General features: G+C 65.9%; 23 protein-coding genes. 9 read left to right on the top strand and 14 right to left on the bottom strand.

Annotated elements, in window-relative coordinates; all coding sequences use genetic code 11:
- The first annotated feature begins 34 nt into the window (after positions 1-34).
- Positions 35-295 (top strand): HPr family phosphocarrier protein, encoded by a 261-nt coding sequence (locus GOACH_RS07545; RefSeq protein WP_005172919.1) that lies wholly within the window; start codon positions 35-37, stop codon positions 293-295.
- A gap of 3 nt (positions 296-298) precedes the next feature.
- On the opposite strand, the gene hflX is transcribed toward GOACH_RS07545, so the two are convergent.
- From hflX to GOACH_RS07525, 4 genes are all read right to left on the bottom strand, one after another.
- Entirely contained in the window at positions 299-1,891 is a 1,593-nt protein-coding gene (hflX, locus tag GOACH_RS07540; RefSeq protein ID WP_005172917.1) for a GTPase HflX, read from the bottom strand.
- A gap of 80 nt (positions 1,892-1,971) precedes the next feature.
- A complete protein-coding gene (gene dapF / locus GOACH_RS07535) occupies positions 1,972-2,871 on the bottom strand; it encodes a diaminopimelate epimerase (protein ID WP_005172914.1) in 900 nt (299 codons plus the stop codon).
- 25 nt (positions 2,872-2,896) lie between these two features.
- Entirely contained in the window at positions 2,897-3,823 is a 927-nt protein-coding gene (gene miaA, locus GOACH_RS07530; protein WP_005172910.1) for a tRNA (adenosine(37)-N6)-dimethylallyltransferase MiaA, read from the bottom strand.
- A complete protein-coding gene (locus tag GOACH_RS07525) occupies positions 3,820-4,698 on the bottom strand; it encodes a class III extradiol ring-cleavage dioxygenase family protein (RefSeq protein WP_005172907.1) in 879 nt (292 codons plus the stop codon). Before GOACH_RS07525 ends, miaA begins: the two co-directional genes overlap by 4 nt.
- Before the next feature lie 109 nt (positions 4,699-4,807).
- Between GOACH_RS07525 and GOACH_RS07520 the strand changes: the two genes are divergently transcribed.
- Entirely contained in the window at positions 4,808-6,196 is a 1,389-nt protein-coding gene (locus GOACH_RS07520) for a DUF349 domain-containing protein (RefSeq protein WP_040518015.1), read from the top strand.
- Between the two features lie 29 nt (positions 6,197-6,225).
- Here the strand turns inward: GOACH_RS07520 and GOACH_RS07515 are convergent, their stop codons facing one another.
- Positions 6,226-6,900, bottom strand: a complete 675-nt coding sequence (locus tag GOACH_RS07515) for an Rv2732c family membrane protein (RefSeq protein WP_005172904.1) — start codon at positions 6,898-6,900, stop codon at positions 6,226-6,228.
- 64 nt (positions 6,901-6,964) lie between these two features.
- Positions 6,965-8,515, bottom strand: a complete 1,551-nt coding sequence (gene miaB / locus GOACH_RS07510) for a tRNA (N6-isopentenyl adenosine(37)-C2)-methylthiotransferase MiaB (protein WP_373279078.1) — start codon at positions 8,513-8,515, stop codon at positions 6,965-6,967.
- A gap of 183 nt (positions 8,516-8,698) precedes the next feature.
- On the opposite strand from miaB, the gene GOACH_RS07505 reads away from it, so the two are divergent.
- From GOACH_RS07505 to GOACH_RS07490, 4 genes are all read left to right on the top strand, one after another.
- On the top strand, positions 8,699-9,427 hold the full coding sequence (locus GOACH_RS07505) for an amino acid ABC transporter ATP-binding protein (protein ID WP_052003950.1): 729 nt from the start codon (positions 8,699-8,701) through the stop codon (positions 9,425-9,427).
- Positions 9,428-9,554: 127 nt separating this feature from the next.
- Positions 9,555-10,514 carry a glutamate ABC transporter substrate-binding protein gene (locus tag GOACH_RS07500; protein ID WP_005172894.1) on the top strand — a complete coding sequence of 320 codons (960 nt, stop codon included), beginning with the start codon at positions 9,555-9,557 and terminating at the stop codon, positions 10,512-10,514.
- Positions 10,515-10,528: 14 nt separating this feature from the next.
- Entirely contained in the window at positions 10,529-11,200 is a 672-nt protein-coding gene (locus tag GOACH_RS07495; RefSeq protein ID WP_005172891.1) for an amino acid ABC transporter permease, read from the top strand.
- Entirely contained in the window at positions 11,197-12,105 is a 909-nt protein-coding gene (locus GOACH_RS07490; RefSeq protein ID WP_005172888.1) for an amino acid ABC transporter permease, read from the top strand. Before GOACH_RS07495 ends, GOACH_RS07490 begins: the two co-directional genes overlap by 4 nt.
- Before the next feature lie 61 nt (positions 12,106-12,166).
- Here the strand turns inward: GOACH_RS07490 and GOACH_RS07485 are convergent, their stop codons facing one another.
- Positions 12,167-12,736 carry a regulatory protein RecX gene (locus GOACH_RS07485; RefSeq protein ID WP_040518012.1) on the bottom strand — a complete coding sequence of 190 codons (570 nt, stop codon included), beginning with the start codon at positions 12,734-12,736 and terminating at the stop codon, positions 12,167-12,169.
- A gap of 16 nt (positions 12,737-12,752) precedes the next feature.
- The gene (recA, locus tag GOACH_RS07480; RefSeq protein ID WP_005172883.1) at positions 12,753-13,796 is read right to left on the bottom strand and encodes a recombinase RecA; all 1,044 of its coding nucleotides are present in this window, start codon (positions 13,794-13,796) and stop codon (positions 12,753-12,755) included.
- Between the two features lie 533 nt (positions 13,797-14,329).
- On the opposite strand from recA, the gene GOACH_RS07475 reads away from it, so the two are divergent.
- Positions 14,330-15,607 (top strand): reverse transcriptase family protein, encoded by a 1,278-nt coding sequence (locus GOACH_RS07475; protein ID WP_005172880.1) that lies wholly within the window; start codon positions 14,330-14,332, stop codon positions 15,605-15,607.
- Between the two features lie 35 nt (positions 15,608-15,642).
- Here the strand turns inward: GOACH_RS07475 and GOACH_RS07470 are convergent, their stop codons facing one another.
- From GOACH_RS07470 to pgsA, 5 genes are all read right to left on the bottom strand, one after another.
- Positions 15,643-15,837, bottom strand: a complete 195-nt coding sequence (locus GOACH_RS07470; RefSeq protein ID WP_005172877.1) for a DUF3046 domain-containing protein — start codon at positions 15,835-15,837, stop codon at positions 15,643-15,645.
- A gap of 10 nt (positions 15,838-15,847) precedes the next feature.
- Positions 15,848-17,065 (bottom strand): glycosyltransferase, encoded by a 1,218-nt coding sequence (locus GOACH_RS07465; RefSeq protein ID WP_052003941.1) that lies wholly within the window; start codon positions 17,063-17,065, stop codon positions 15,848-15,850.
- On the bottom strand, positions 17,065-17,889 hold the full coding sequence (locus GOACH_RS07460) for a PspA/IM30 family protein (protein ID WP_005172872.1): 825 nt from the start codon (positions 17,887-17,889) through the stop codon (positions 17,065-17,067). Before GOACH_RS07460 ends, GOACH_RS07465 begins: the two co-directional genes overlap by 1 nt.
- Before the next feature lie 137 nt (positions 17,890-18,026).
- Positions 18,027-18,371, bottom strand: a complete 345-nt coding sequence (locus tag GOACH_RS07455; protein ID WP_005172870.1) for a helix-turn-helix domain-containing protein — start codon at positions 18,369-18,371, stop codon at positions 18,027-18,029.
- Between the two features lie 300 nt (positions 18,372-18,671).
- The gene (pgsA, locus tag GOACH_RS07450; protein ID WP_005172866.1) at positions 18,672-19,433 is read right to left on the bottom strand and encodes a CDP-diacylglycerol--glycerol-3-phosphate 3-phosphatidyltransferase; all 762 of its coding nucleotides are present in this window, start codon (positions 19,431-19,433) and stop codon (positions 18,672-18,674) included.
- Positions 19,434-19,470: 37 nt separating this feature from the next.
- Here pgsA and GOACH_RS07445 point away from each other — a divergent pair, with 37 nt between their 5' ends.
- Both GOACH_RS07445 and GOACH_RS07440 read left to right on the top strand, forming a co-directional pair.
- Positions 19,471-20,031: an amino-acid N-acetyltransferase gene (locus tag GOACH_RS07445; RefSeq protein ID WP_005172863.1), complete on the top strand. Its 561-nt coding sequence runs from the start codon at positions 19,471-19,473 to the stop codon at positions 20,029-20,031.
- A gap of 49 nt (positions 20,032-20,080) precedes the next feature.
- Complete coding sequence (locus tag GOACH_RS07440) at positions 20,081-20,365, top strand: YciI family protein (RefSeq protein WP_005172860.1); 285 nt, start codon at positions 20,081-20,083, stop codon at positions 20,363-20,365.
- Between the two features lie 26 nt (positions 20,366-20,391).
- On the opposite strand, the gene GOACH_RS07435 is transcribed toward GOACH_RS07440, so the two are convergent.
- On the bottom strand, positions 20,392-21,390 hold the full coding sequence (locus GOACH_RS07435; RefSeq protein ID WP_005172858.1) for a TerC family protein: 999 nt from the start codon (positions 21,388-21,390) through the stop codon (positions 20,392-20,394).
- Positions 21,391-21,519: the final 129 nt, after the last annotated feature.

Raw genomic sequence — 21,519 nt, 5'->3', positions numbered from 1 at the left:
CCGTCACCTGACACCATCTGCAAAGGAGCACCCCATGCCAAGCACCACCGTCGAGGTCGGATCAGCCGTCGGACTGCACGCGCGGCCCGCAACCATCATCGCCGAGGCCGTCGCCGACGCGGGAACACCCGTCACCATCTCGGTGGTGGGGGGCGAGCCGGTCGACGCCGGATCGGCACTGATGATCATGACGCTCGGCGCCGAGAAGGGCACCGCCGTCGTCGTCGAATCCGATGATCAGGCAACGCTCGACGCCATCGCCAAGCTCGTCGCCGCCGACCTCGACGCCGAATAGCGCCTACTCGGCCAACGAGGCCAGTTCTCCCGCCAGCGCCGAGGGCACACGGACACGCATCCGGGTGCCCTCGGTGCTGTGGTCTGTGGAGAGCACCTCGCCCTCGCGATGAATCCGTGACACCAGATCGCCACGCGTGAACGGAATGTCGACGACGAGTTCGACGTCGTCGCGTCCGACGAACTCCCGGACCGTCTCGAACAACTCCGGCAGGCCCTCGCCTGTGCGCGCCGACACGTAGACCACCCCTGCGGAATTGGGGCCGTGTGTGCTGCCGCCCGCGCCGAGCATGGCGCGTAGTTCGGTGAGGCGCGACGCGTCGATGGCGTCGATCTTGTTGATGACCAACAACTCCGGAGGCGGGGCGACACCCTCGTCGGCCACGACGTCGTTGATAACCCGACGAACCGCTGTGATCTGTTCGGCCGGAAACGGGTCGCTGCCGTCGACGACGTGCAGCACGAGGTCGGCGTCGACCACCTCCTCCAGGGTCGATCGGAAGGCCTCGACGAGCTGGGTCGGCAGGTGACGAACGAATCCGACGGTGTCGGTGAAGACCAACTCGCGCCCGTCCTCGAGGGTGGCGCGCCGCGTCGTGGGATCGAGCGTCGCGAACAGCGCATCCTGCACGAGCACGCCCGAGCCGGTCATCGCGTTGACCAGACTCGACTTACCGGCGTTGGTGTATCCGGCGACGGCGATGCGCGGCACCGCACCCCGCAGGCGTGCGGACCTCTTGGTCGTGCGCGCGGTACGCATCTCACGAATCTCGCGACGCAGCTTGGCCATCCGCTCGCGGATACGTCGGCGGTCGGTCTCGATCTTGGTCTCACCGGGTCCGCGCAGCCCGACGCCGCCGTTGCTGCCCGCGCGGCCGCCCGCCTGCCGCGACATCGACTCGCCCCAACCGCGCAGTCGCGGAAGCATGTATTCCATCTGCGCAAGCGCCACCTGGGCCTTGCCCTCGCGCGAGCTTGCGTGCTGGGCGAAGATGTCGAGGATGAGCGCGGTGCGGTCGATCACCTTGACCTTGACCACCTTCTCCAGCGCGGTGAGCTGTGCCGGGGTCAGCTCGCCGTCGCAGATGACGGTGTCGGCGCCGGTATCGGCGACGACGTCGCGCAATTCCTGGGCCTTGCCGGAGCCGATGTAGGTCGCGGGATCGGGAGAGGACCGCCGCTGGATCACCGCCTCGAGAACCGCCGACCCGGCGGTCTCGGCGAGAGCGGCCAGCTCCTCCATGTTGGCTCGCGCGGCGGCGGCTGTGCCCTCGGTCCACACACCCACGAGGACCACACGCTCGAGGCGCAGCTGCCGGTACTCGACCTCGGTGACGTCGGTGAGTTCGGTGGAGAGTCCCGCGACGCGTTGCAGCGACGCGCGATCGGAGAGCGCGAGTTCGCCCGTTGTCGGTGTGCCCATGCGCTCATGTGAGTCGGTCGCACCGCCGTCGTGGGCGGACGACTGGTCGTGGTCGGGAAGGTCGGCGAGATCGTTCGGATCGATCAGATCGTCGGCGAGGTCGATTCCGCGAGTGCTCGCGCCGACGGGATGTGTGTCGTGCAGGTCAGATACCTGTGGTGATGTCTCGGTCATACATCATCCATGGTGACACGCCGACGGGTGTTCGAGCACGTGGATATTCGACGTCCCGCCTCGCGGACATCTCGCGACAGTCAGTCGACGCGGTACCAGCCTGCTCGGAAGGTGCCGTCGGCGACGAGCGCGGACGGACCGCGCAGTGTCGCCTCACCGGCGTCGACGGTCACCGTCACCCGGCCACCTCGTACGTCGATCACCATCTCGCCACTCTCGAGCTCGAGCGTGCGCAGTGCGGCCGCCGCCGCTGCCACCAGGCCCGTTCCACAGCTTCTGGTCTCCCCGACCCCGCGCTCGAAGACACGCATCGTGGCGTGCAGGCCATGTGTGCCGGTGTCCGGTGCGGTCAGCACCTCGACATTGGCCCCGTGCGGAAAGACCCCGTCCGGTAGGACGACACCGGCCGAGAAGTCGACCGCTGCGAGGTCGGTCGCCGACAGGTCGGGCATGACGCAGGCCAGATGCGGATTGCCGACGTCGACAGCAACACCGGGATAGAGGTCGTCGCCGATCCGCACGGTGGCATCGTCGCCGATCGTCACCGGACCCATGCGCACGCTGACGTCGGCATGCAAGTCGTCGTACGAGTGAACATGCACCGGTCGCGCTCCGGCTCGCGAGCCCACTGTGAATTCGTCGACCTCGACGAGCCCGGTGGCTCGCAGGTAGTGGGCGAACACCCGGACACCGTTGCCGCACATCTCCGCTATCGAACCGTCGGCGTTGCGATAGTCCATGAACCAGTCATCGGGTTCGACGCCCTCGGGGAGTCCGTCGAGGACACCTGCGCGCACCAGTGCCACCGCCCGCGCGACGCGCAGCATTCCGTCGGCGCCGATACCCCGTCGGCGATCGCATACCGCTGCGACGAAGTCGGTTGTCAGGTCGAGTTCGACCGCCGGGTCGGTGAGCACGACGAAGTCATTCTGGGTGCCGTGGCCCTTCACGTACGTCACTGCCTCGCTGATCGTCGTCACCCGGCCAGGATACGTGCGTGCGTTGTCATGCCTGCACGGCGGCAAGCGCGGAGTCGAGCACTCCAGGCGCTGCGGCATCGAGCCACCGGATGCGGTGATCGCGGCGGAACCACGATCGCTGCCTGCGAACGTAGCGCCTGGTGCCGATGAAGGTCAGTTCCTCCGCTGTGGCGAGGTCACGGTCACCATCGAGCGCAGAGAGGATCTGTGCGTATCCGATGGCTCGTCGAGCGGTGACCCCGTCGCGCAGCCCCGCATCGACCAGCGACCTCACCTCGTCGACAAACCCGTTCGCGAACATCGATCGCGTGCGCAACGCGATCCGCTCGTCGAGTTCGACGGTGTCGCGATCGAGAGCGAGAATAGTTGTTCCCCAACGTGGCTCGCCTATCTTGGGCGCCGACGCCGCGAACGGCTCCCCGGTCAGCTCCACCACCTCGAGCGCACGCACGATACGTCGCGAATCGGTGTCGAGAATCGACTCCGCGGCGGCCGGGTCGACCGATGCGAGATGTCGGTGCATCGCCGCGACGCCGATCTCATCGAGCATCGCCTCGTAACGCGCACGGACCTCCGGATCGGTTGCCGGGAAGCGCCAGTCGTCGAGCAGGCCCTGGATGTACATCATCGAACCGCCGACGATCACCGGTGTCCGATCGGCAGCGAGCAGCGAGTCGATCTCGGCGGACGCCGCCTCCTGATAGCGGGCGACGGTCGCGGTTTCGGTCACATCGAGCACGTCGAGTTGATGGTGCGCAATCCCGCGCCGCTCCTGCTGCGGAAGCTTGGCCGTGCCGATGTCCATTCCCCGGTACTGCTGCATGGCGTCGATGTTGATGATCTCGCCGCCGAGATGCTCCGCGAGATCGAGCGCGAGGTCGGATTTCCCGGTGGCGGTGGGGCCGACGACGGCGATCGGCGACACCGCGGGTCGTCGCGTCGTGTCACTCATTCGGACGCCCTCTCCGGTAGATCTCCCGGCGTCCAGGCCGCGACGGTATAGCCGACCCCGAACGGCGCGTCGGCGTAGTACTGCTCGGCCGACACCGCCCGGTCGCCCACGATCCCCGCGGCCACCTGCCACGCCGCGCGCCCAGCGACACCCTCGGCGGCGCATGCGGCCACGTCGAGGTCGTTCAGTGCCGCGACATCCGCCTTCGCAATGCAGGCATCGATGCGCTCTTGAAGGCGCACGGCGGCCTCGCGTCGAGAACCGCCGGGAGCCTTCGGTGTGAGTGCCGTCGCGCCGTCGGCCACGACGAGCACACCGACCGCGTCGGGATCGGCGGAGACCTCGGCACCCAGTGCACGGCCGAGGGCGGCAGCCGCCTGGGGCTCGGTGTCGGGTGCGACGACGACCGGACGCACAGACTCCGCACCCACCTGTTCGCGCAACCACCCGGCGATCAACATCGACAACGGCATGCGGCCACCGGATTCGGCGTCGAGCCGCTCGTGCGCGGCGTCGAGTGAGACCGGTACCTCGACGCCGAATCTGCCGAACCCGCCTGTCGTGGGGATCGATCGCGGTACCCGCGACCTCCCCGACGTGGCGGCGTCGCGTCCCGCAGCGACGTCGTCGACTCCCACCGCCAGCCAGCGTGGCGCGTGTCGGGCGAGTAGCTCGCCGGCATCACGCACGGCAGAACGCACCTCGACGGTGTCCACCGCGTCCGGTCCCGCGAGTTCGGGAACCAGCAGCGGTGCGCTCGGGACGAAAACCACGCAGGCCAGCACATCGTCGACGCTAGCCGACGACGTACTCGACACCGCGGAGAGCACCGCGACACCCGTTGTCGGGTCAGCGATGTTACGCAGGCCGCACATCGGGAACCCTGACCTGCTTGAATAGGTGCAGTCCTGGCGTGCGAACCCGGGACGAAGTGACAGGCAGCCGTGACGCGCGGCACCACCGAGGCTGTGAGGGGACCACACCATGACGAGCGACGAGTTCAGCGGACCGACGACATCTGCATCCGAACACACCGCAGCCCCAAGGCCGGGTCCACCGAAGCCGGGCCCCAAACCCGGCCCCCGCCCGGGTCCCACGCCGACCGCTCAGAAACCGACAGCCGCCCCCGCGGTGCCTGTCGGCAAGCCCGCGTCGTTCGATCCGCGCGATTTCGGACGGATCGATGAACACGGCGTCGTGTGGCTCATCCCCCCCGACGGTGAGCGCGAGATCGGCTCGTGGCAAGCGGGCACCATCGACGAGGGGCTCGCCCACTTTGCCCGTCGCTACACCGACCTCGCGACCGAGGTGGAGATCCTCGAAGAGCGCCTCGCCGCACGCACGGGAGATCCTCGTAAATCGCAGGCCGCGGCCAAACATCTCCTCGACACCCTCCACGACGCCAGCGTCATCGGCGACGTGGCGGCCATCGAGCAGCGGCTGACGATCATCGTCGGTAGCGCCGACGATGTCGCCGACTCGCTGAAGGCCGAGCGTGAGCAGGCACGCGCCGCTGCCATCGCGCGCAAGGAAGAACTGGCCACCGAAGCCGAGACGATCGGCGCCGAATCCACACAATGGAAAGCTGCGGGCGATCGCCTGCGCGCGATCCTCGACGAGTGGAAGACCATCAAGGGCATCGACCGGAAGACCGATGATGCACTGTGGAAGCGCTACTCGAAGGCGCGCGACGCGTTCAATCGACGCCGCGGTGCCCACTTCGCCGAACTCGATCGCGAGCGTGCCGGAGCCAAGGCACGCAAAGAAGAGCTCATCGCCCGGGCCGAGACTCTGTCGTCCTCGACCGATTGGGGGCCAACCGCGGGCGCCTTCCGTGATCTGCTGACCGAATGGAAAGCGGCCGGTCGGGCGCCACGCGACGCCGACGAAGCACTGTGGCAGCGTTTCAAGGCCGCTCAGGACGTCTTCTTCGCCGCGCGCAACGCCGCATCGTCGGAGCGAGACGCCGAATTCAGCGCAAACGCAACCGCGAAGCTCGCGCTGCTCGACGAGGCGGAGAAGTCGATCGATCCCGCATCCGACCTCGACGGTGCACGGCGCGAATTCCGCACGTTCCGGGAGAAGTGGGACGAGATCGGCAAGGTGCCGCGCGACCAGATGCACAGCCTCGAGGGCCGCGCGCGTGCGTTGGAGAAGCGCATTCGCGACGCGGAGGACGCGCAGTGGCAGCGCACCGATCCGGAAGCGCAGGCGCGCGCGGCGCAGTTCGCCGACCGGGCAGCACAACTCGAGGAACAGGCAGCGAAGGCTGCCGAGCGCGGCAAGAACAGGGACGCGGAGAAACTCCGCGAGCAGGCCGCGCAGTGGCGCGAGTGGGCACAGGCCGCGCAGAGCGCCATCGCCGATCGGTAGCGCCCCGGCGAGTTACCCCGGTCAGACGATCAGTGCTCGCCCGGGCGTTGCTTCAGCTTGCGGGCGGCCTCTTCGCGCGCCACCGCTTCCCGACGCCGCTCCTCCTCGAGGGCGAGATGGTAGGTGCTGCGCGCCCACACGACACGCGACCAGTGGAACGTCAACACCAGCAGCGCCAACCACCCGATGACCAACCCGGCGCCGACCCCCGACGGCGGGGCCACTCCCCCGACACCGGGGGTGTTTCGCGACCACCATGCCAACATGCCTGCCACGCAGCCGATCGCGCAGCCGCACAATGCAATCCACGCGATCACCCATCGGCGAGTGACCAACGCGAGCATCGATCCGCAGATCCCGAAGACCACCAGGAACCACACGAAAACCTTCGAGACGACCGCGACGCGCTCGGTAGCGGCGTCCGCAGCGGACGTCAGCACATCGAGCCCGCTCGCCGAGCCGGTGTGCGGGAGTAGCAACGACCCCATGGCGACAAGAACCGCAACCGCGACCACCACGGCGCGGGCGCCCGGATCGATCTCACCGGCGACCTTGCGCTCTGCCTTACGGAGGTCGTCGGCGTACTGCGCGAACTCGACCTCGTCACTTCTGCTATCACCGCTCCGGCTCTCGTCCGTCCGGGACCCGTCGGTCCGCGGTATGGGCCGTTCGGCGTTCTCGTCGTCGCGCGGTTCGTCGCTCATCTCGCGCCTCTCATCTCTCATCGCCCATCGCGTATCACTCGGTGTGCGTCTGCCGGTAGCTGATTCATGCACCGCAGGCGCCGGATGAACATCCGGTCGACGCCACCTCGGGCATCGGTGCGGGACCCATGCCGGGCATTCCGAGTCCGACGCCGACCGGTGCCGTCATCGGGGTGCGGCTGAGTTCGTGCGCGTCGCCTGCACGAGTTCTGCGATGCGACGCAATCGACCCGTCCGCCATCAGGTGGTGCGGCGCCGCGTCGGTGATCGTCGTGACCACCACGTCGCCCGGGCGTATCGCTGCCGCGGCATCGTCGGCACGGAAGTGGACAAGTCGCCCGTCGCGCGACCGACCGGTCAGGCGTCCGGTGTTGGCCGACTTACGTCCGGAATCGGCGACGACCAACAGTTCGGCCTCGGAGCCGATGAGGTTGCGGTTCTCGGTCAGACAGATGCGCTCCTGTAGGGCGATCAGTCGCTGATAGCGCTCACTGACGACCTCCGGCGGCACCTGATCGGGCATTGTCGCCGCCGGTGTGCCCGGGCGGGGCGAGTACTGGAAGGTGAAAGCGCTCGAGAAGCGCGCACGCTCCACCACGTCGAGCGTCGCGGCGAAGTCTTCTTCGGTCTCCCCCGGGAAGCCGACGATGATGTCGGTGGTGATCGCTGCGTGCGGCATGGCCGCGCGGACCTTGTCGAGGATGCCGAGGAACTTTGTGGTGCGGTAGCTACGGCGCATGGCGCGCAGGATTCGGTCGGAACCCGACTGCAGCGGCATGTGCAGCTGCGGGCACACGTTGGGCGTCTGCGCCATCGCGTCGATCACGTCGTCGGTGAACTCTGCCGGGTGCGGCGAGGTGAACCGCACACGCTCGAGGCCGTCGATGTCGCCGCAGGCACGCAGCAGATCGGCGAAGGCGCCGCGGTTGCGCGGCAGCTCGGGATCGGCGAACGACATGCCGTATGCGTTCACATTCTGACCGAGCAGTGTCACCTCGAGCACACCCTGGTCGACGAGTGCCTTGACCTCGGCGAGCACGTCGCCCGGGCGTCGATCAACCTCCTTGCCACGCAAGGACGGGACGATGCAGAAGGTACAGGTGTTGTTACACCCGACCGACACCGATACCCAACCGGAGTAAGCGGAGTCGCGTTTGGCCGGCAGCGTTGACGGGAATGCCTCCAACGCATCGAGGATCTCGACCTGCGCCTCCTCGTTGTGGCGTGCTCGATCAAGCAGTGCAGGCAACGATCCGATGTTGTGCGTGCCGAATACGACGTCGACCCAGGGAGCCTTACGCAGGACCGTGTCCTTGTCCTTCTGCGCAAGACAGCCGCCGACGGCAATCTGCATTCCGGGTCGGCGCGTCTTCTCCGGTGCAAGGTGTGACAGGTTGCCGTAGAGCTTGTTGTCGGCGTTCTCGCGGATCGCGCACGTATTGAAGACGACGAGATCGGCGTCGTCGTCCTCGGCGGCGCGCACATAGCCGGCGTCCTCGAGCAGACCCGCGATGCGCTCGGAATCATGCACGTTCATCTGGCAGCCATACGTGCGCACCTGATAGCTGCGCCGCGATTGCGGCAGCTCATGCCGCTCCGACAACTCCGTACTCACTGGATCCAGGGTACGGTGCCGGTGCAAATCGGCTCACGCGGTCACCCGGACACGCAACACCGAGGTTCGCATTCACCGCGCCTACAGGAGTTCTCCGCATTAGGGTCGACGGTTATGACCGAATCACCGACGGGGGGTGCGGCGGTCGGACCCGCGACTCCGGCTCCTGCCTCCGGCACACCCATGATCGTGCTCAAGAATGTCCAGAAGCACTTCGGCGAGCTTCACGTGCTCAAAGACATCGATCTCGACGTCCCGGCCGGGCAGGTGGTCGTCGTACTGGGCCCGTCGGGCTCGGGCAAGTCGACGTTGTGCCGCACGATCAACCGCCTCGAACCGATCGATTCGGGCGAGATCCTGGTCGAGGGTCGACCGCTGCCCGCCGAGGGCAAAGACCTCGCCTCACTACGCGCCGACGTCGGCATGGTCTTTCAGTCGTTCAACCTCTTCGCGCACAAGACGATTCTCCAGAACGTCACGCTGGCCCCGACAAAGGTCCGCAAGAAGAACAAGGCCGACGCCGAGAAGCGCGCACTCGAGCTGCTCGAGCGCGTCGGCATCGCCAGCCAGAAGGACAAGTACCCCGCGCAACTCTCCGGCGGCCAGCAGCAGCGCGTCGCCATCGCACGTGCGCTCGCGATGGACCCGAAGGTGATGTTGTTCGACGAGCCGACGTCGGCACTCGACCCCGAGATGGTCAACGAGGTGCTCGACGTGATGGTGTCGCTGGCCAAAGAGGGAATGACCATGCTCGTGGTCACCCACGAGATGGGCTTCGCCCGCAAGGCGGCCGACCGCGTGATCTTCATGGCCGACGGCGCGATCGTCGAAGACACCGATCCGGACAGCTTCTTCGACAATCCCCAATCCGACCGCGCCAGGGACTTCCTCGGCAAGATCCTGGGCCACTGACATGAGTGACACGTCGCCGACGACGCATGGGGCACCGCGGTCCACGACCGAGCGCAGGCCCGCCGATGCCCGAGGGTCCAGACCACGTTCACGACGCCGGACGACAGCGTCCGCGATACTGCTCGCGGTGTCTACGCTGTTCATCTCGCTGCTCGCGGGCTGCGGAAGCACCGAGGCCAAGAGTCTGCTCGACTCGATCCGTAGTGGTGAGGTCGTGCTGGGCACGAAGTTCGACCAGCCGGGGTTGGGAATCTACAACCCGGACAAGACGATGAGCGGATTCGACCCGGCGGTGTCGGAGTACGTGGTCAATCACATCGCCGATTCCCTCGGGGTGGCCCATCCGAAGATCTCCTGGCGTGAGACTCCGTCAGCCCGACGCGAGGCCATGATCGAGCACGGCGAGGTCGACATGATCGCGGCCACGTACTCGATCAACGAGAATCGCGCGAAGAAGGTCGATTTCGGTGGCCCCTACCTCATCACGTACCAGGGGCTGATGGTGCGCAAGTCCGACGACTCCATCCACAACCTCCCCGACCTCGGCAACGGGAAGAAGCTGTGTTCGGTCACCGGATCGACCTCCGCCCAGAACGTCAAGGCACAGCTCCCCAACATCGAACTGCAGGAATACGATTCGTACTCCGCATGTGTTGAGGCGCTGCGTCGGGGCAAGGTCGATGCGCTGACCACAGACGAGTCGATCCTCGCCGGATACTCGAACTTCTGGAAGGGCGAGTTCCGACTGGTGGAGATGACCTATCTGAAGGACGCGTGCGTCAAGAAGGCGCTGAAGTCAGCGGGAACACCGTTCTCGACCGAGCGCTACGGCATCGGACTGGCCAAGGGCGACACGGCGTCGGTGGACAAGGTGAACGAGGCGCTCGACTCGATGTTGAAACCCGGCCCCGGCAACGGACCGTCGCCCTGGATCACCGCGCTGCGCGACAACCTCGGCGACGATTACGTGAACCAGATCTCACAGCGAGCCCAGACTCCGGACTCGAAGTTCACGTTCACACCGAAGCCCGGCGATCTCGCGTTTCTCGAATCGAAGTCCACGCCCTGCCCACCGGGCCTGAAGTGAGGAGGTGACCACTCGTGAATGAACTCTGGGAAGACATGGGGCCGCAATTGTGGCCCGCCTTCTGGGTGACGAGCCAGTTGACCTTCTGGTCGGCGATCGGCTCCCTGATCTGGGGCACCATCCTGGCCGCCATGCGGGTCTCCCCCGTGCCGGTGATGCGCAGTTTCGGCACGGCATACGTCAACATCGTGCGCAATACACCGCTCACCCTCATCGTCCTGTTCGCGGCGATCGGGCTGTACCAGAACCTGGGGCTCACGTTCTCGTCGACGATCAAGACCAACAACTTCTGGCTCGCGGTACTCGCCTTCATCGTCTACACCTCGACGTTTGTGTGCGAGACCCTGCGCTCGGGTTTCAATACCGTTCCCCTCGGACAAGCGGAAGCGGCCCGATCACTCGGATTGTCGTTCACCCAGGTGTTCGGCATCATCGTGCTCCCGCAGGCGCTGCGGGCAACGATCGGCCCGATGGGCAGCGTGCTGATCGCGCTCACCAAGAACACCACGATCGCCTCCGTCATCGGTGTCGCCGAAGCCGCGGCCCTGATGAAGACCGAGATCGAGTCGTTCGCCGATCAACTGCTGGTGATCTTCGCGGTAATCGCGGTCGGATTCATGATCATCACACTGAGTGAGGGTGCCGTGTTCGGTTGGCTCGCAAAGCGATGGGCGGTCAAGCGATGAGCGATCAGGCAACTGTTCTCTACGACGCACCCGGTCCGCGGGCGCGCATACGCAATGCGATCGTCGCGATCGTGTTCATCGCGATCCTGGTCGCAATCCTCGCGTACGTGATCACGGTGTTCGCAAGCAATGACCAGTTCACGGCCGAGAAGTGGCGGCCGTTCGTCACGTGGAGCACGTGGACGGGCTACATATTCCCCGGCCTGTGGCGCACCCTGGCAGCCGCAGCTCTCTCGATCGTCCTCGCCCTGATCCTGGGTTCGGTCCTGGGCATCGGCCGACTGTCGGATCACGCGTGGGTGCGGGGCGTGTGCACCGTGCTCATCGAGGTCTTCCGGGCGATCCCGGTGCTGATCCTGATGCTGTTCCTATGGTTCTTCTTCGCCCAGTACGGCGTGGTGCCGTCGTCGCAGTTGGCGTTCGCGGCCGTGGTCTGTGGTCTGACGCTCTACAACGGATCGGTCATGGCGGAGATCCTGCGGTCGGGTATCAAGTCACTCCCCACCGGGCAGACCGAAGCCGCCAAGGCACTCGGCCTGCGCAAGACGCAGATGATGCTGTCGGTGCTTCTTCCGCAGGCCGTGACGGCGATGATGCCGGCGATCATCTCGCAGATGGTCGTGGCCCTCAAAGACACTGCGCTCGGCTACGTCATCGGCTACTCCGAGATCATCCACATGGCGCAGCTGTCGGCCGCCCGGTACGGCAACTACATTCCCGTTCTCGTCGTGATCGCGATCATCCTGATCATCATCAACTTCGCACTGTCGTCGCTCGCGACGTACATCGAACGGAGACTCCGGCAGGGTCGCGGCAGCAGTGCCGACGACGTGCCCCACGCTGATCAGGTCGACCAGGCCGCGATGGAGAACGTCCCGGTGCCCTCACCCAAGCCCCGCGCCTGAAGCACAGGGGCGGGCCCGTCCACCGAGTGGTCGGGCCCGCTCCTGGCGTGCGGTGGTGATCTCAGTTGGTGGATGTGATCTCGTCGATCGCCCCGCCGACGACGTCGATGGCCATCGCCTGCGGGTAACCGCGACGGACGAGCATCCCGACCAGACGTCGAAAGTGCTTGTCGCGCACCGACCTGTCGTTGTCGGCGGCTGCGCGTTCGAGTTGCTCGGTCACGGTCGGAGTGAGCTTGCGACCGACGAGGGTGCTCGCGGCGGCGCGCTCATCGTCGGGATCGATCTCATCGAGTGCCCGCTCGACGATCGCAACCTCGACCCCCTTCGCGGCCAGCTCGTGCCGTAGCGCAACGCGCCCACGACCGGAGTACGTGTGTCGCGAGTGCACCCATTCTGCGGCGAACTCCTCATCGTCGAGCAGCTTGTGGGCGTCGAGCCGCGTCATCACCTCGGCGACGGTGTCGGCATCGAAACCTCTACGCGCCAGACGCTGTGCCATTTCCGAACGGCTACGCGCACGAACCCCGAGGAGCCGCAGTGCGACATCCCATGCGGACGGTCCAGTCCGTTCCGGACCAGTCCGTTCTGGGTGCCCACTCGGCTCCTCGGGGCCATCGGATGACGTCATCGGCGATGAGCGGAGATCAGAATTCCACCGGAGCAGGCGCAATGTCGTCGGCGTCGACGACGGCACCGATGCCCAGCTTCTCCTTGATCTTCTTCTCGACCTCGTCACGGATGTCGGTGTTCTCCAGCAAGAACTTCCGGGCGTTCTCCTTGCCCTGGCCGAGCTGATCTCCCTCGTAGGTGAACCACGAACCGGACTTGCGGATGAATCCCTCGGCGACACCCATGTCGATGAGCGAACCCTCCTTGGAGATGCCCTGGCCGTACAGGATGTCGAACTCGGCCTGTTTGAACGGCGGGGCAACCTTGTTCTTGACGACCTTGACACGGGTGCGGTTACCCACGGCTTCGGTGCCGTCCTTGAGGGTTTCGATACGACGCACATCGAGTCGCACCGACGAGTAGAACTTCAGTGCCTTGCCGCCCGTGGTGGTCTCGGGCGAACCGAACATCACGCCGATCTTCTCGCGGAGCTGGTTGATGAAGATCGCAGTGGTCTTGGAACTACTCAGCGCTGAGGTCATCTTGCGCAGCGCCTGGCTCATCAGACGCGCCTGCAGACCGACGTGGCTGTCGCCCATCTCACCCTCGATCTCGGCGCGAGGTACCAGCGCGGCAACCGAGTCGATGACCAGGATGTCGAGCGCACCGGAACGGATCAGCATGTCGGCGATCTCCAGGGCCTGCTCACCGGTGTCGGGCTGGGAGACCAGGAGCGCATCGGTGTCGACACCGAGCTTGGCTGCATAGTCGGGATCGAGAGCGTGCTCAGCATCGATGAAAGCAGCGATGCCGCCCGCCGCCTGGGCGTTGGCCACCGCGTGGAGCGCGACCGTCGTCTTACCCGACGATTCCGGCCCGTAGATCTCGATGACACGACCACGGGGCAACCCTCCGATACCGAGTGCGACGTCGAGCGCGATGGAACCGGTCGGGATCACCTCGATCGGCTGCCTGCTCTCTTCGCCGAGTCGCATCACAGAACCCTTGCCGAAGTTCTTGTCGATCTGGGCCAGCGCGAGGTCGAGAGCCTTCTCGCGGTCCTGGGGAGCTGCTGCCATGGGATCTCTCCTTGTTCGAGATGGTTGAGGTGTGGCGTCCTGCGCGCTTCGTGCTGAACGAGATGTCGACGCTGAACGTGTTGTCTTCGAGGCGGATGTTCGTTTCATGTTGCGTTGGACGCTAGTCGGCGGGTCTGACAGAAACGCTCCGGTGCATACTCTGACGCGCCCGCTACCGCTGTGGTTCCACTGAATACAGCATGGCGCGAACAGGTGTTCGACGGCAAGTGCGACACGCGGGCGGAAGCTGAATCGCCGATCTCCCAGACAGCATGCCCAATGCACCATCGACGGTGGTTGATCATGAGAACGACTAGAGTTCCCGGCGTGGGCGGTCGGGGTGAGAGTGGATCGAGAGATCCGTCCCAGGGGCAACCCCTGGGTACATGTGACAGTTGGTTCCTGCGTCCGACGCCGGTCCGCACGCTGCGCGTGCCGGGCGGCGACGAGCACTCGGCTCGTGGTCACCTCGACCGTCCATCCGCATCGCCAAGCGCCCCGCCCCGCGGACCGGGACCGATCGACGGGACCCGATGACCCGGCCTGAACCGCCGTTCACCGCCGCCCAGGCCAGAGCCATCTCGGCGGCCATCGCCGACGCGATGGCCGACTGGACGTGGCCGGAGGCGTTGCGTGCGGTCGGTGCCCAACTCCCCGCCGAGATCAGCGCCGACATCGCACAATCGGCGTTCGCGATGGCACCCGCCGAACCCGCACACACCGCAGAGGTGTTCCGGCTGGCGTTGCTGCCGTGGACGGCGGCCGATTCACCGTCCGGGCGCATCGTCGAACTCACCGGGCCGACGCCGGTGGCAGGTCTCCCCCACGGCCTGCCGCCACTCGCGGATGTCTCAGAGTTCGCCTCGTGGCTCGATTTCACTGTGCCCGAGTTGGAGTGGTTCGCCGATCGCGGGGGGTGGTTGCGAACCGCGAACCCTCGACTGCGCCACTACCGGGTCTCCCGCCGGGAAAAGCGTTCCGGTGTCCGCGTCATCGAAGCCCCCAAACCGCGTATGCGTGAGACGCAGCGTCGACTTCTCCATCGGCTGATCGCCCGCATACCCGCCCACCGCGCGGCGCGTGGATTCGAACCCGGGTCGTCGCCCGCTGCGTTCGGGTGGCCGCACAGCGACCGCCCCACGGTACTGCGCGTCGACCTCCAACACTGCTTCGAATCGATCGGCGCGGGTCGCGTCCGTCGGGTTGTCGAGGACGTCGGCTATCCGCCGCATATCGCGCGTCTGATCGCCGAACTCTGCACCACGTCGACGCCTGCCGACCAGCTCACCGGAATCGACCACGCACACGCGAGCCTTCTCCGCCGACGCCATCTCCCCCAGGGAGCACCGACGTCACCTCACCTCGCGAATCTCGCTCTCGCGCAACTTGATCGGCGATTGGAAGGGTATGCGAACGCCAATGGTCTGCGCTACACCCGCTACGGCGACGACCTGGCGATCTCCGGGGACGAGTTCGACGCGGGCCGAGCGCTCTGGACGGTCCTGCGCATAGTCGATGATTGCGGGTTACACCTGAACGCCGCCAAGACCCGCGTCATGCATCGGCATCAGCAACAGCGTCTGGCGGGACTCGTCGTCAACGACCGCCCGCAGGTATCGCGTCGCGAGTACGACGCTGTCCGGGCACTGTTGCACAACGCGGCGATCACCGGTGCGAACGCGCAGAACCGTCATGGGCACAATGACTTCCGCGCTCACGTGTACGGGCTGATCGCCTGGATCGGAGCCACCGGGGAGGTTCGCAGACAACGGCTGCTCGAGATGGCCGACCGCGTCGACTGGAACAGGTGAACGCGCCAACAGGCCGCGCGGTCACGGCGTGGATGTCACCACCGCGAGCGTGGCACATCGAAGTCGCGACAGATGGCAACCCACACATCGCGCGGATCGACGCCATCTTCGATGGCTTGCGCACCCGTCCGACCACCGAACTCGATGAGAACGTGATCGGCGAGGATCGTATCGGCCGACGACACGCCGAACTCGGTTGTCATCAGTTCTGTGAACTCCGTGAGACGCACTCGGCAAAGCCTACGTTCCCGACGAGGCGAGCACCTCGCGCAGCACGTCGATCGGGTCGGACACCGCGTCCGCGGACTCGCGCGCCCGAACCGCCGCGGCGCGGTAGCGGCCATCACACAACACCGAGTCGACGGCCTCCTCGACGGCTTCCGCGGTGGCGGGCCTCACAAGTCTCCCGCTGCCCTGCCTGCTCACCCGGTTCGCCAGCTCCCACTGGTCGCCGCCGCCGGGGACGACGACCACGGGGACACCCGCCAGCAGTGATTTCGCCAGCATCCCGTGTCCGCCGCCACACACCACGAGGTCGGCGTCGGCCAGCAACTCATCCTGCCGGCCGAGCCCGTACGTCACGGCCGTTCCTTCGGCCCGTGCGAGTGACTCACGTGCGGGTGGGTTGAGCGACGAGATCACCGCACGCACGGGCGTGCGCGTCGCGATGCCACCGAGAGCGCTGAGCGTCTCGTCGAGGAGATCGTGGCTTCCGGTCACCGCCGTCGACGGTGCCACGACGATCAGCGGTCCGTCGCCGGTCGGACGTTCGAAGACCTGATCGGTCGGCTCCCAGAGAAGTGGTCCGATCAGGTGGGTGTCGCGAGGCCAATCCGGACGCCACACCTCCAGCGCGGGAAGGGTTGCGATCAGCCGCGCGGCCGGCGATGGTGCGTCGCAGGTGAGCCCGATATCGCGTCGCGCTGCGGAACGCTGACGGACACCGAGGGCAACGGAGCGGTTGCTCGCAGTCCGCATCGCGGCGTCACGCAACCGACCGCGTAGACCACGGCCCGGCGCCAATCCCGTGCCGATCGGCGGCAATCCGGCGGACGGCAGATAGAGCGGGTGCGGCGACAATTCGACGACGGGCAACCCGATCAGTTCGGCCGCCCACCTGCCGGCAACAGTGATGACGTCCGACACCACGAGGTCGATGCCACGACTGGCGAGCACGGGCGCGAGCCGAACGGCCATCCGCGCCGCGCGAGCACTCAGCTTCTGGCCGGCGTCACCGTCGTCGTCGGTGTCGTCGGGTTGCAAACCCGGTAGCTCTGCGATGTCGATCCCGCGCTGACCAGCGGCCGCGTACCACTGCGTGCCGGTGAACACAGTTGCTTCCCACCCCGCCTCCCGGCACCGCTCGGCGAGGGCGAAAGCCGGGAACGCGTGCCCGGCGTCGGGACCGGCAACTATCCCGACCCGTGGTGGTGAAACCGCCTGCGGCCGACGGGGTATCAGTTGCTGTTCGGGGGCTCGGCCGCGGGTTGCGTCGGCTGCTGCGCCGGAGTGACATTCTGCGTCGGCTGGGCCGCCGAGTTTCCGCCCGACGGCAACGCTCCGCCGTTCATGCTCGCCCGGATCTGCTCCAGACGCGAATGACCCGCCATTTGGACGCTGGCCTGCTGCACCTCTTGCATGCGCCCCTGAACGCTGTTCCTGGCGAGGTCGGCGGAGCCGAGGGCGTTGGCGTAGCGCCGCTCGATCTTGTCACGCACCTGATCGAGGCTCGGGGTGTTGCCCGGCACCGACAACTCGCTCATCTGGTTGAGTGACGCCGACACCTGCTCCTGCATCTTGGCCTGCTCGAGCTGGCTGAGGAGCTTCGACCGCTCGGCGAGCTTCTGCTGCAGGATCATCGCGTTGCGCTCGACAGCCTGCTTGGCCTGCTCCGCGGCCTGCAGCGATTGGTCGTGCAAGACCTTGAGGTCCTCGACGCTCTGTTCTGCGGTGACGAGCTGCGCGGCGAACGCCTCGGCGGCGTTCGTGTACTCCTGTGCCTTCTGCGTGTCGCCCGCTGCAGTGGCCTGATCGGCGAGGGTCAACGCCTGACGCGTGTTTGCCTGGAGCTTCTCGATCTCCTCCAGCTGTCGATTGAGCTTCATTTCGAGCTGACGCTGGTTACCGATGACCGCCGCTGCCTGCTGCGACAGTGCCTGGTGCTGACGCTGCGCGTCCTCGATGGCCTGCTGGATCTGGATCTTCGGATCCGCGTTCTCGTCGATTTTCGCGTTGCCTGCTGCCATCAGGTAGCGCCACAGCTTCACGAACGGATTCGCCATGCTCTTCGTCAACTCCATTCAGCGGTCGTCGAAACCTCTGTCCGACGGTCGTGTGTCCGGCGGGTCTGTCTGACCGACGGTTCTGTCGGGGGTGTTGAATCCAATCTAGCGCCTACCCACCGACAGACACGCACTTGTCAGGCAGCGGCAAGGGCAGTAGCCCGATGAGCGTCGGGCGATGGGATGACGACCTTGGTGGAACCGAGCCCGGATTCGCCCGCCAGTGCCATCGCTTCGGCGTCGGCCTCCGCCGGCCGCATCGCGGTACCGACGTCGAGCAGCAGATCCGCGATCTCGACGTCGAGTGCGTCGCAGATCGCGGCAAGCAACTCGCTCGACGCTTCCTTCTGGCCGCGTTCCACTTCGGACAGATATCCCAGACTGACCCGTGCACCGGTGGATACCTCGCGCAGCGTTCGGCCCTGCTGGGTACGCACCCGGCGCAGGCTGTCGCCCAGCGCCTCGCGCAAGAGCATCGCCATCGAGTCTCCTCTCAATGTCTGTGTGATGTGTCCGTTGGTTGTGTCTCGTAGGTGGTGTGTCGTAGGTGTGTGTCGTGGCGGTTGTATGTCCGTTCGGAGTCAACGCCTGGGGCGTCCGATACGTTCCCCGCCCGACGAATTCCGTGTTGCGAATACTCCCCGTGTGTCTGGACGACATTAGTCCAAAGTGCCGACAGTCGCCGTACGCCACCTGTCCGCGCGTCGCGAACATTCGCGACGCCATTCGTTCGGACGACACCGGAGCCGGTCGGGCACCCAACGCGGTGTCACACTCACAACTCACACCGTGTCGGAGTGGCGGGGAGACGACGTATCGACATCGACTCTGCCGTCGTCGTCACGCGCCCGCTCGGCGGACACAGTGGATTTCGAAGAACTACGGGATTTCGACGACGCGCGGGGTTCCGCAGGCGGTGTCGGAGACTTGCGCAGCGACCCCGTGGTCGAATCCGACCGGGCAGCCTGCACACGAACCCGCAAGGCCTGCCACGTGTAGTCGATGCCCGTCACGACGGTGACAGCGACCGCCACCCACATGATGACCATCGCTGCTGTGTGCCACGCCCCGCCCAAGGGAAGGACGAGAAGCCCGATGCCCACCGACTGCAGCAGCGTCTTCAGTTTGCCGCCCCGGCTGGCCGGAATGACCGCGTATCGGATGACCCAGAACCGCAGGAGCGTCACCCACAACTCTCGGACGCCGATGATGCCGGTCACCCACCAGCTCAGATCACCCAGGACCGACAAGCCGATCAATGCCGCGCCGATCAATGCCTTGTCGGCGATCGGATCGGCCATCTTCCCGAAGTCGGTCACCAGGCCACGCTCGCGGGCGAGCCTGCCGTCGACCCTGTCGGTGAAAGCGGCACCGGCAAAGACGAGAGCGGCGACGATCCGCCACACCGTGTCGTGCCCACCGTCGATGAACAGGACGACGATGAACACCGGGACCAGCAGGATGCGGAACACCGTCAGCGCGTTGGCGATGTTGACCACCGGTACCGGATCGACCGGGTCGGTGATGTGATCGGGAGTCCGCACCCCTCCAGGGTATCTGTCGCGACTAGGCTCATATGCCGTGCCCACTGCCGAACAGGAAACGGCGCCCGTCATCCGGCGCGCCCGCACGTCCGACGTGCCGCGCATCAAGGAGCTGATCGACCTCTACGCGGGCAGAATCCTGCTCGAGAAGAACCTCGTCACCCTCTACGAGTCCGTGCAGGAATTCTGGGTCGCCGAGGTCGACGACCACGTTGTGGGCTGCGGAGCGTTGCACGTTCTCTGGGCCGATCTCGGCGAGGTGCGTACGGTCGCGGTGGACACACGGTTCTCCGGCCGCGGCATCGGGCATCTGCTCGTCGGGAAGCTGATGTCGGTCGCTCGCGAACTGCAGCTGTCGCGGGTCTTCGTACTGACCTTCGAGACGACGTTCTTCGGCAAGCACGGGTTCCGCGAGATACAAGGGACGCCCGTCACGCGCGAGGTGTACGAGGAGATGTGCCGCTCGTACGACACCGGTGTCGCCGAATTCCTCGATCTGAGCTACGTCAAACCCAACACCCTCGGCAACACGCGCATGCTCGCCCATCTCGACCAGACCCCGCCCGGCGGGACCCCAACCGGCGAGACCCCTGCCTGAGACGTCAACCGATCACACTTCGACAGACGAGAGACGAGGAAGCGACATCATGGCGATCTTCGCAGTCCACTACACCTACGGACCCGCCAAGGCGGCGGTGCGTGACGAGCATCGGGCGTTGCATCGCCAGTGGCTATCCGAGGAGTTCTCCGCAGGGAACGTTCTGTTCTCCGGTCCGTACCCCGACGGTTCGGGTGCGCTGATCCTCGTACGCGGCAGCGACCTCGACGAGGCCGAGGCCTTCATCGCGAACGACCCGTTCAACGCGCACCAGGCCGTCGACGGCGTTCGTGTCGTCGAGGTCACCCAGATCTACGGTCCGTTCACGGAGTAGGCCCGAGGCCCCACCGGCACCGCACGTCAGGTCGCCGGTTCGTCCGTCGAAGCACCCTTGCGCCTTGACCACAGCAGGCTCGCGACGGTCGTGACGACAAGAGTCACGATGATGACCGACAAGGACACCACTGTGGAGATCTCCGGTACCGCGACGTGCTGTCCGCCGTTGATGAACGGCAGCGTGTTCTCGTGCAGGGCGTGCAGAACGAGCTTCACGCCGATGAAGCCGAGGATGAACGAGAGTCCGTAGGACAGGAACACCAGCCGGTCGAGCAGACCACCGAGCAGGAAGTAGAGCTGACGGAGGCCCATCAGGGCGAACGCGTTGGCTGTGAACACCAGATACGGTTCCTGCGTCAGCCCGTAGATCGCTGGGATCGAGTCCAGAGCGAACAGCACGTCGGTGAACCCGATCACGATGAGGACCATCAGCATCGGCGTGGCCCACCGCTTGCCGTCGATCCTGGTGAAGAGCTTGTCACCGTCGTATTCATCGCTCGTCCGCAGGCGCTTCTTGAGGAATCGCTCGAGCCGGGTTTCGCGTTCCTCCTCGTGCCCGACGGGATCATCGCTCTCGCGGAGCAGCTTGACCGCGGTGAAGATGAGGAACGCGCCGAACAGGTAGAACACCCAGCTGTAGGCGTTGATGGCTGCGGCACCCACCGCGATGAACGCACCGCGCATGACCAGCGCCATCACGATGCCGAGCAACAGCACCTTCTGCTGGTACTCCCGCGGGACCGCGAACTTGCTCATGATGATCACGAACACGAACAAGTTGTCGACGGAGAGTGCTTTCTCCGTCACATAGCCCGCAAAATACTCACCGCCGTATGTACCGCCCCATTGCCACCACACGAACAATCCGAAGAGAACGGCGATCGAGATGTAGATCGCCGACCATGTCCCCGATTCACGGAGCGACGGTGCGTGTGGAACCCGAACGTGGGCGAAGAAGTCGAAGACGAAGAGTCCGAGGATCACCACACAGGTGATGACCCAGACGGTGGGCGAAACATTCATGAGAGCGATCTACCTCCAGCGCGCAGCACACAACGGTTGCGATGCCAGAGGTCTCTCCCGCGCGGACAGTGTGTCCGCACCAGCCGATCCGGGTCGGGAGCGCCGCACGATGATCGGCATCGTGTGACC

The sequence above is a fragment of the Gordonia aichiensis NBRC 108223 genome, from assembly GCF_000332975.1.
Taxonomy (GTDB): Bacteria; Actinomycetota; Actinomycetes; order Mycobacteriales; family Mycobacteriaceae; genus Gordonia; species Gordonia aichiensis.
Note: the sequence above shows the minus strand (reverse complement) of the source record. Positions and strands in the feature narration are given on the sequence as shown.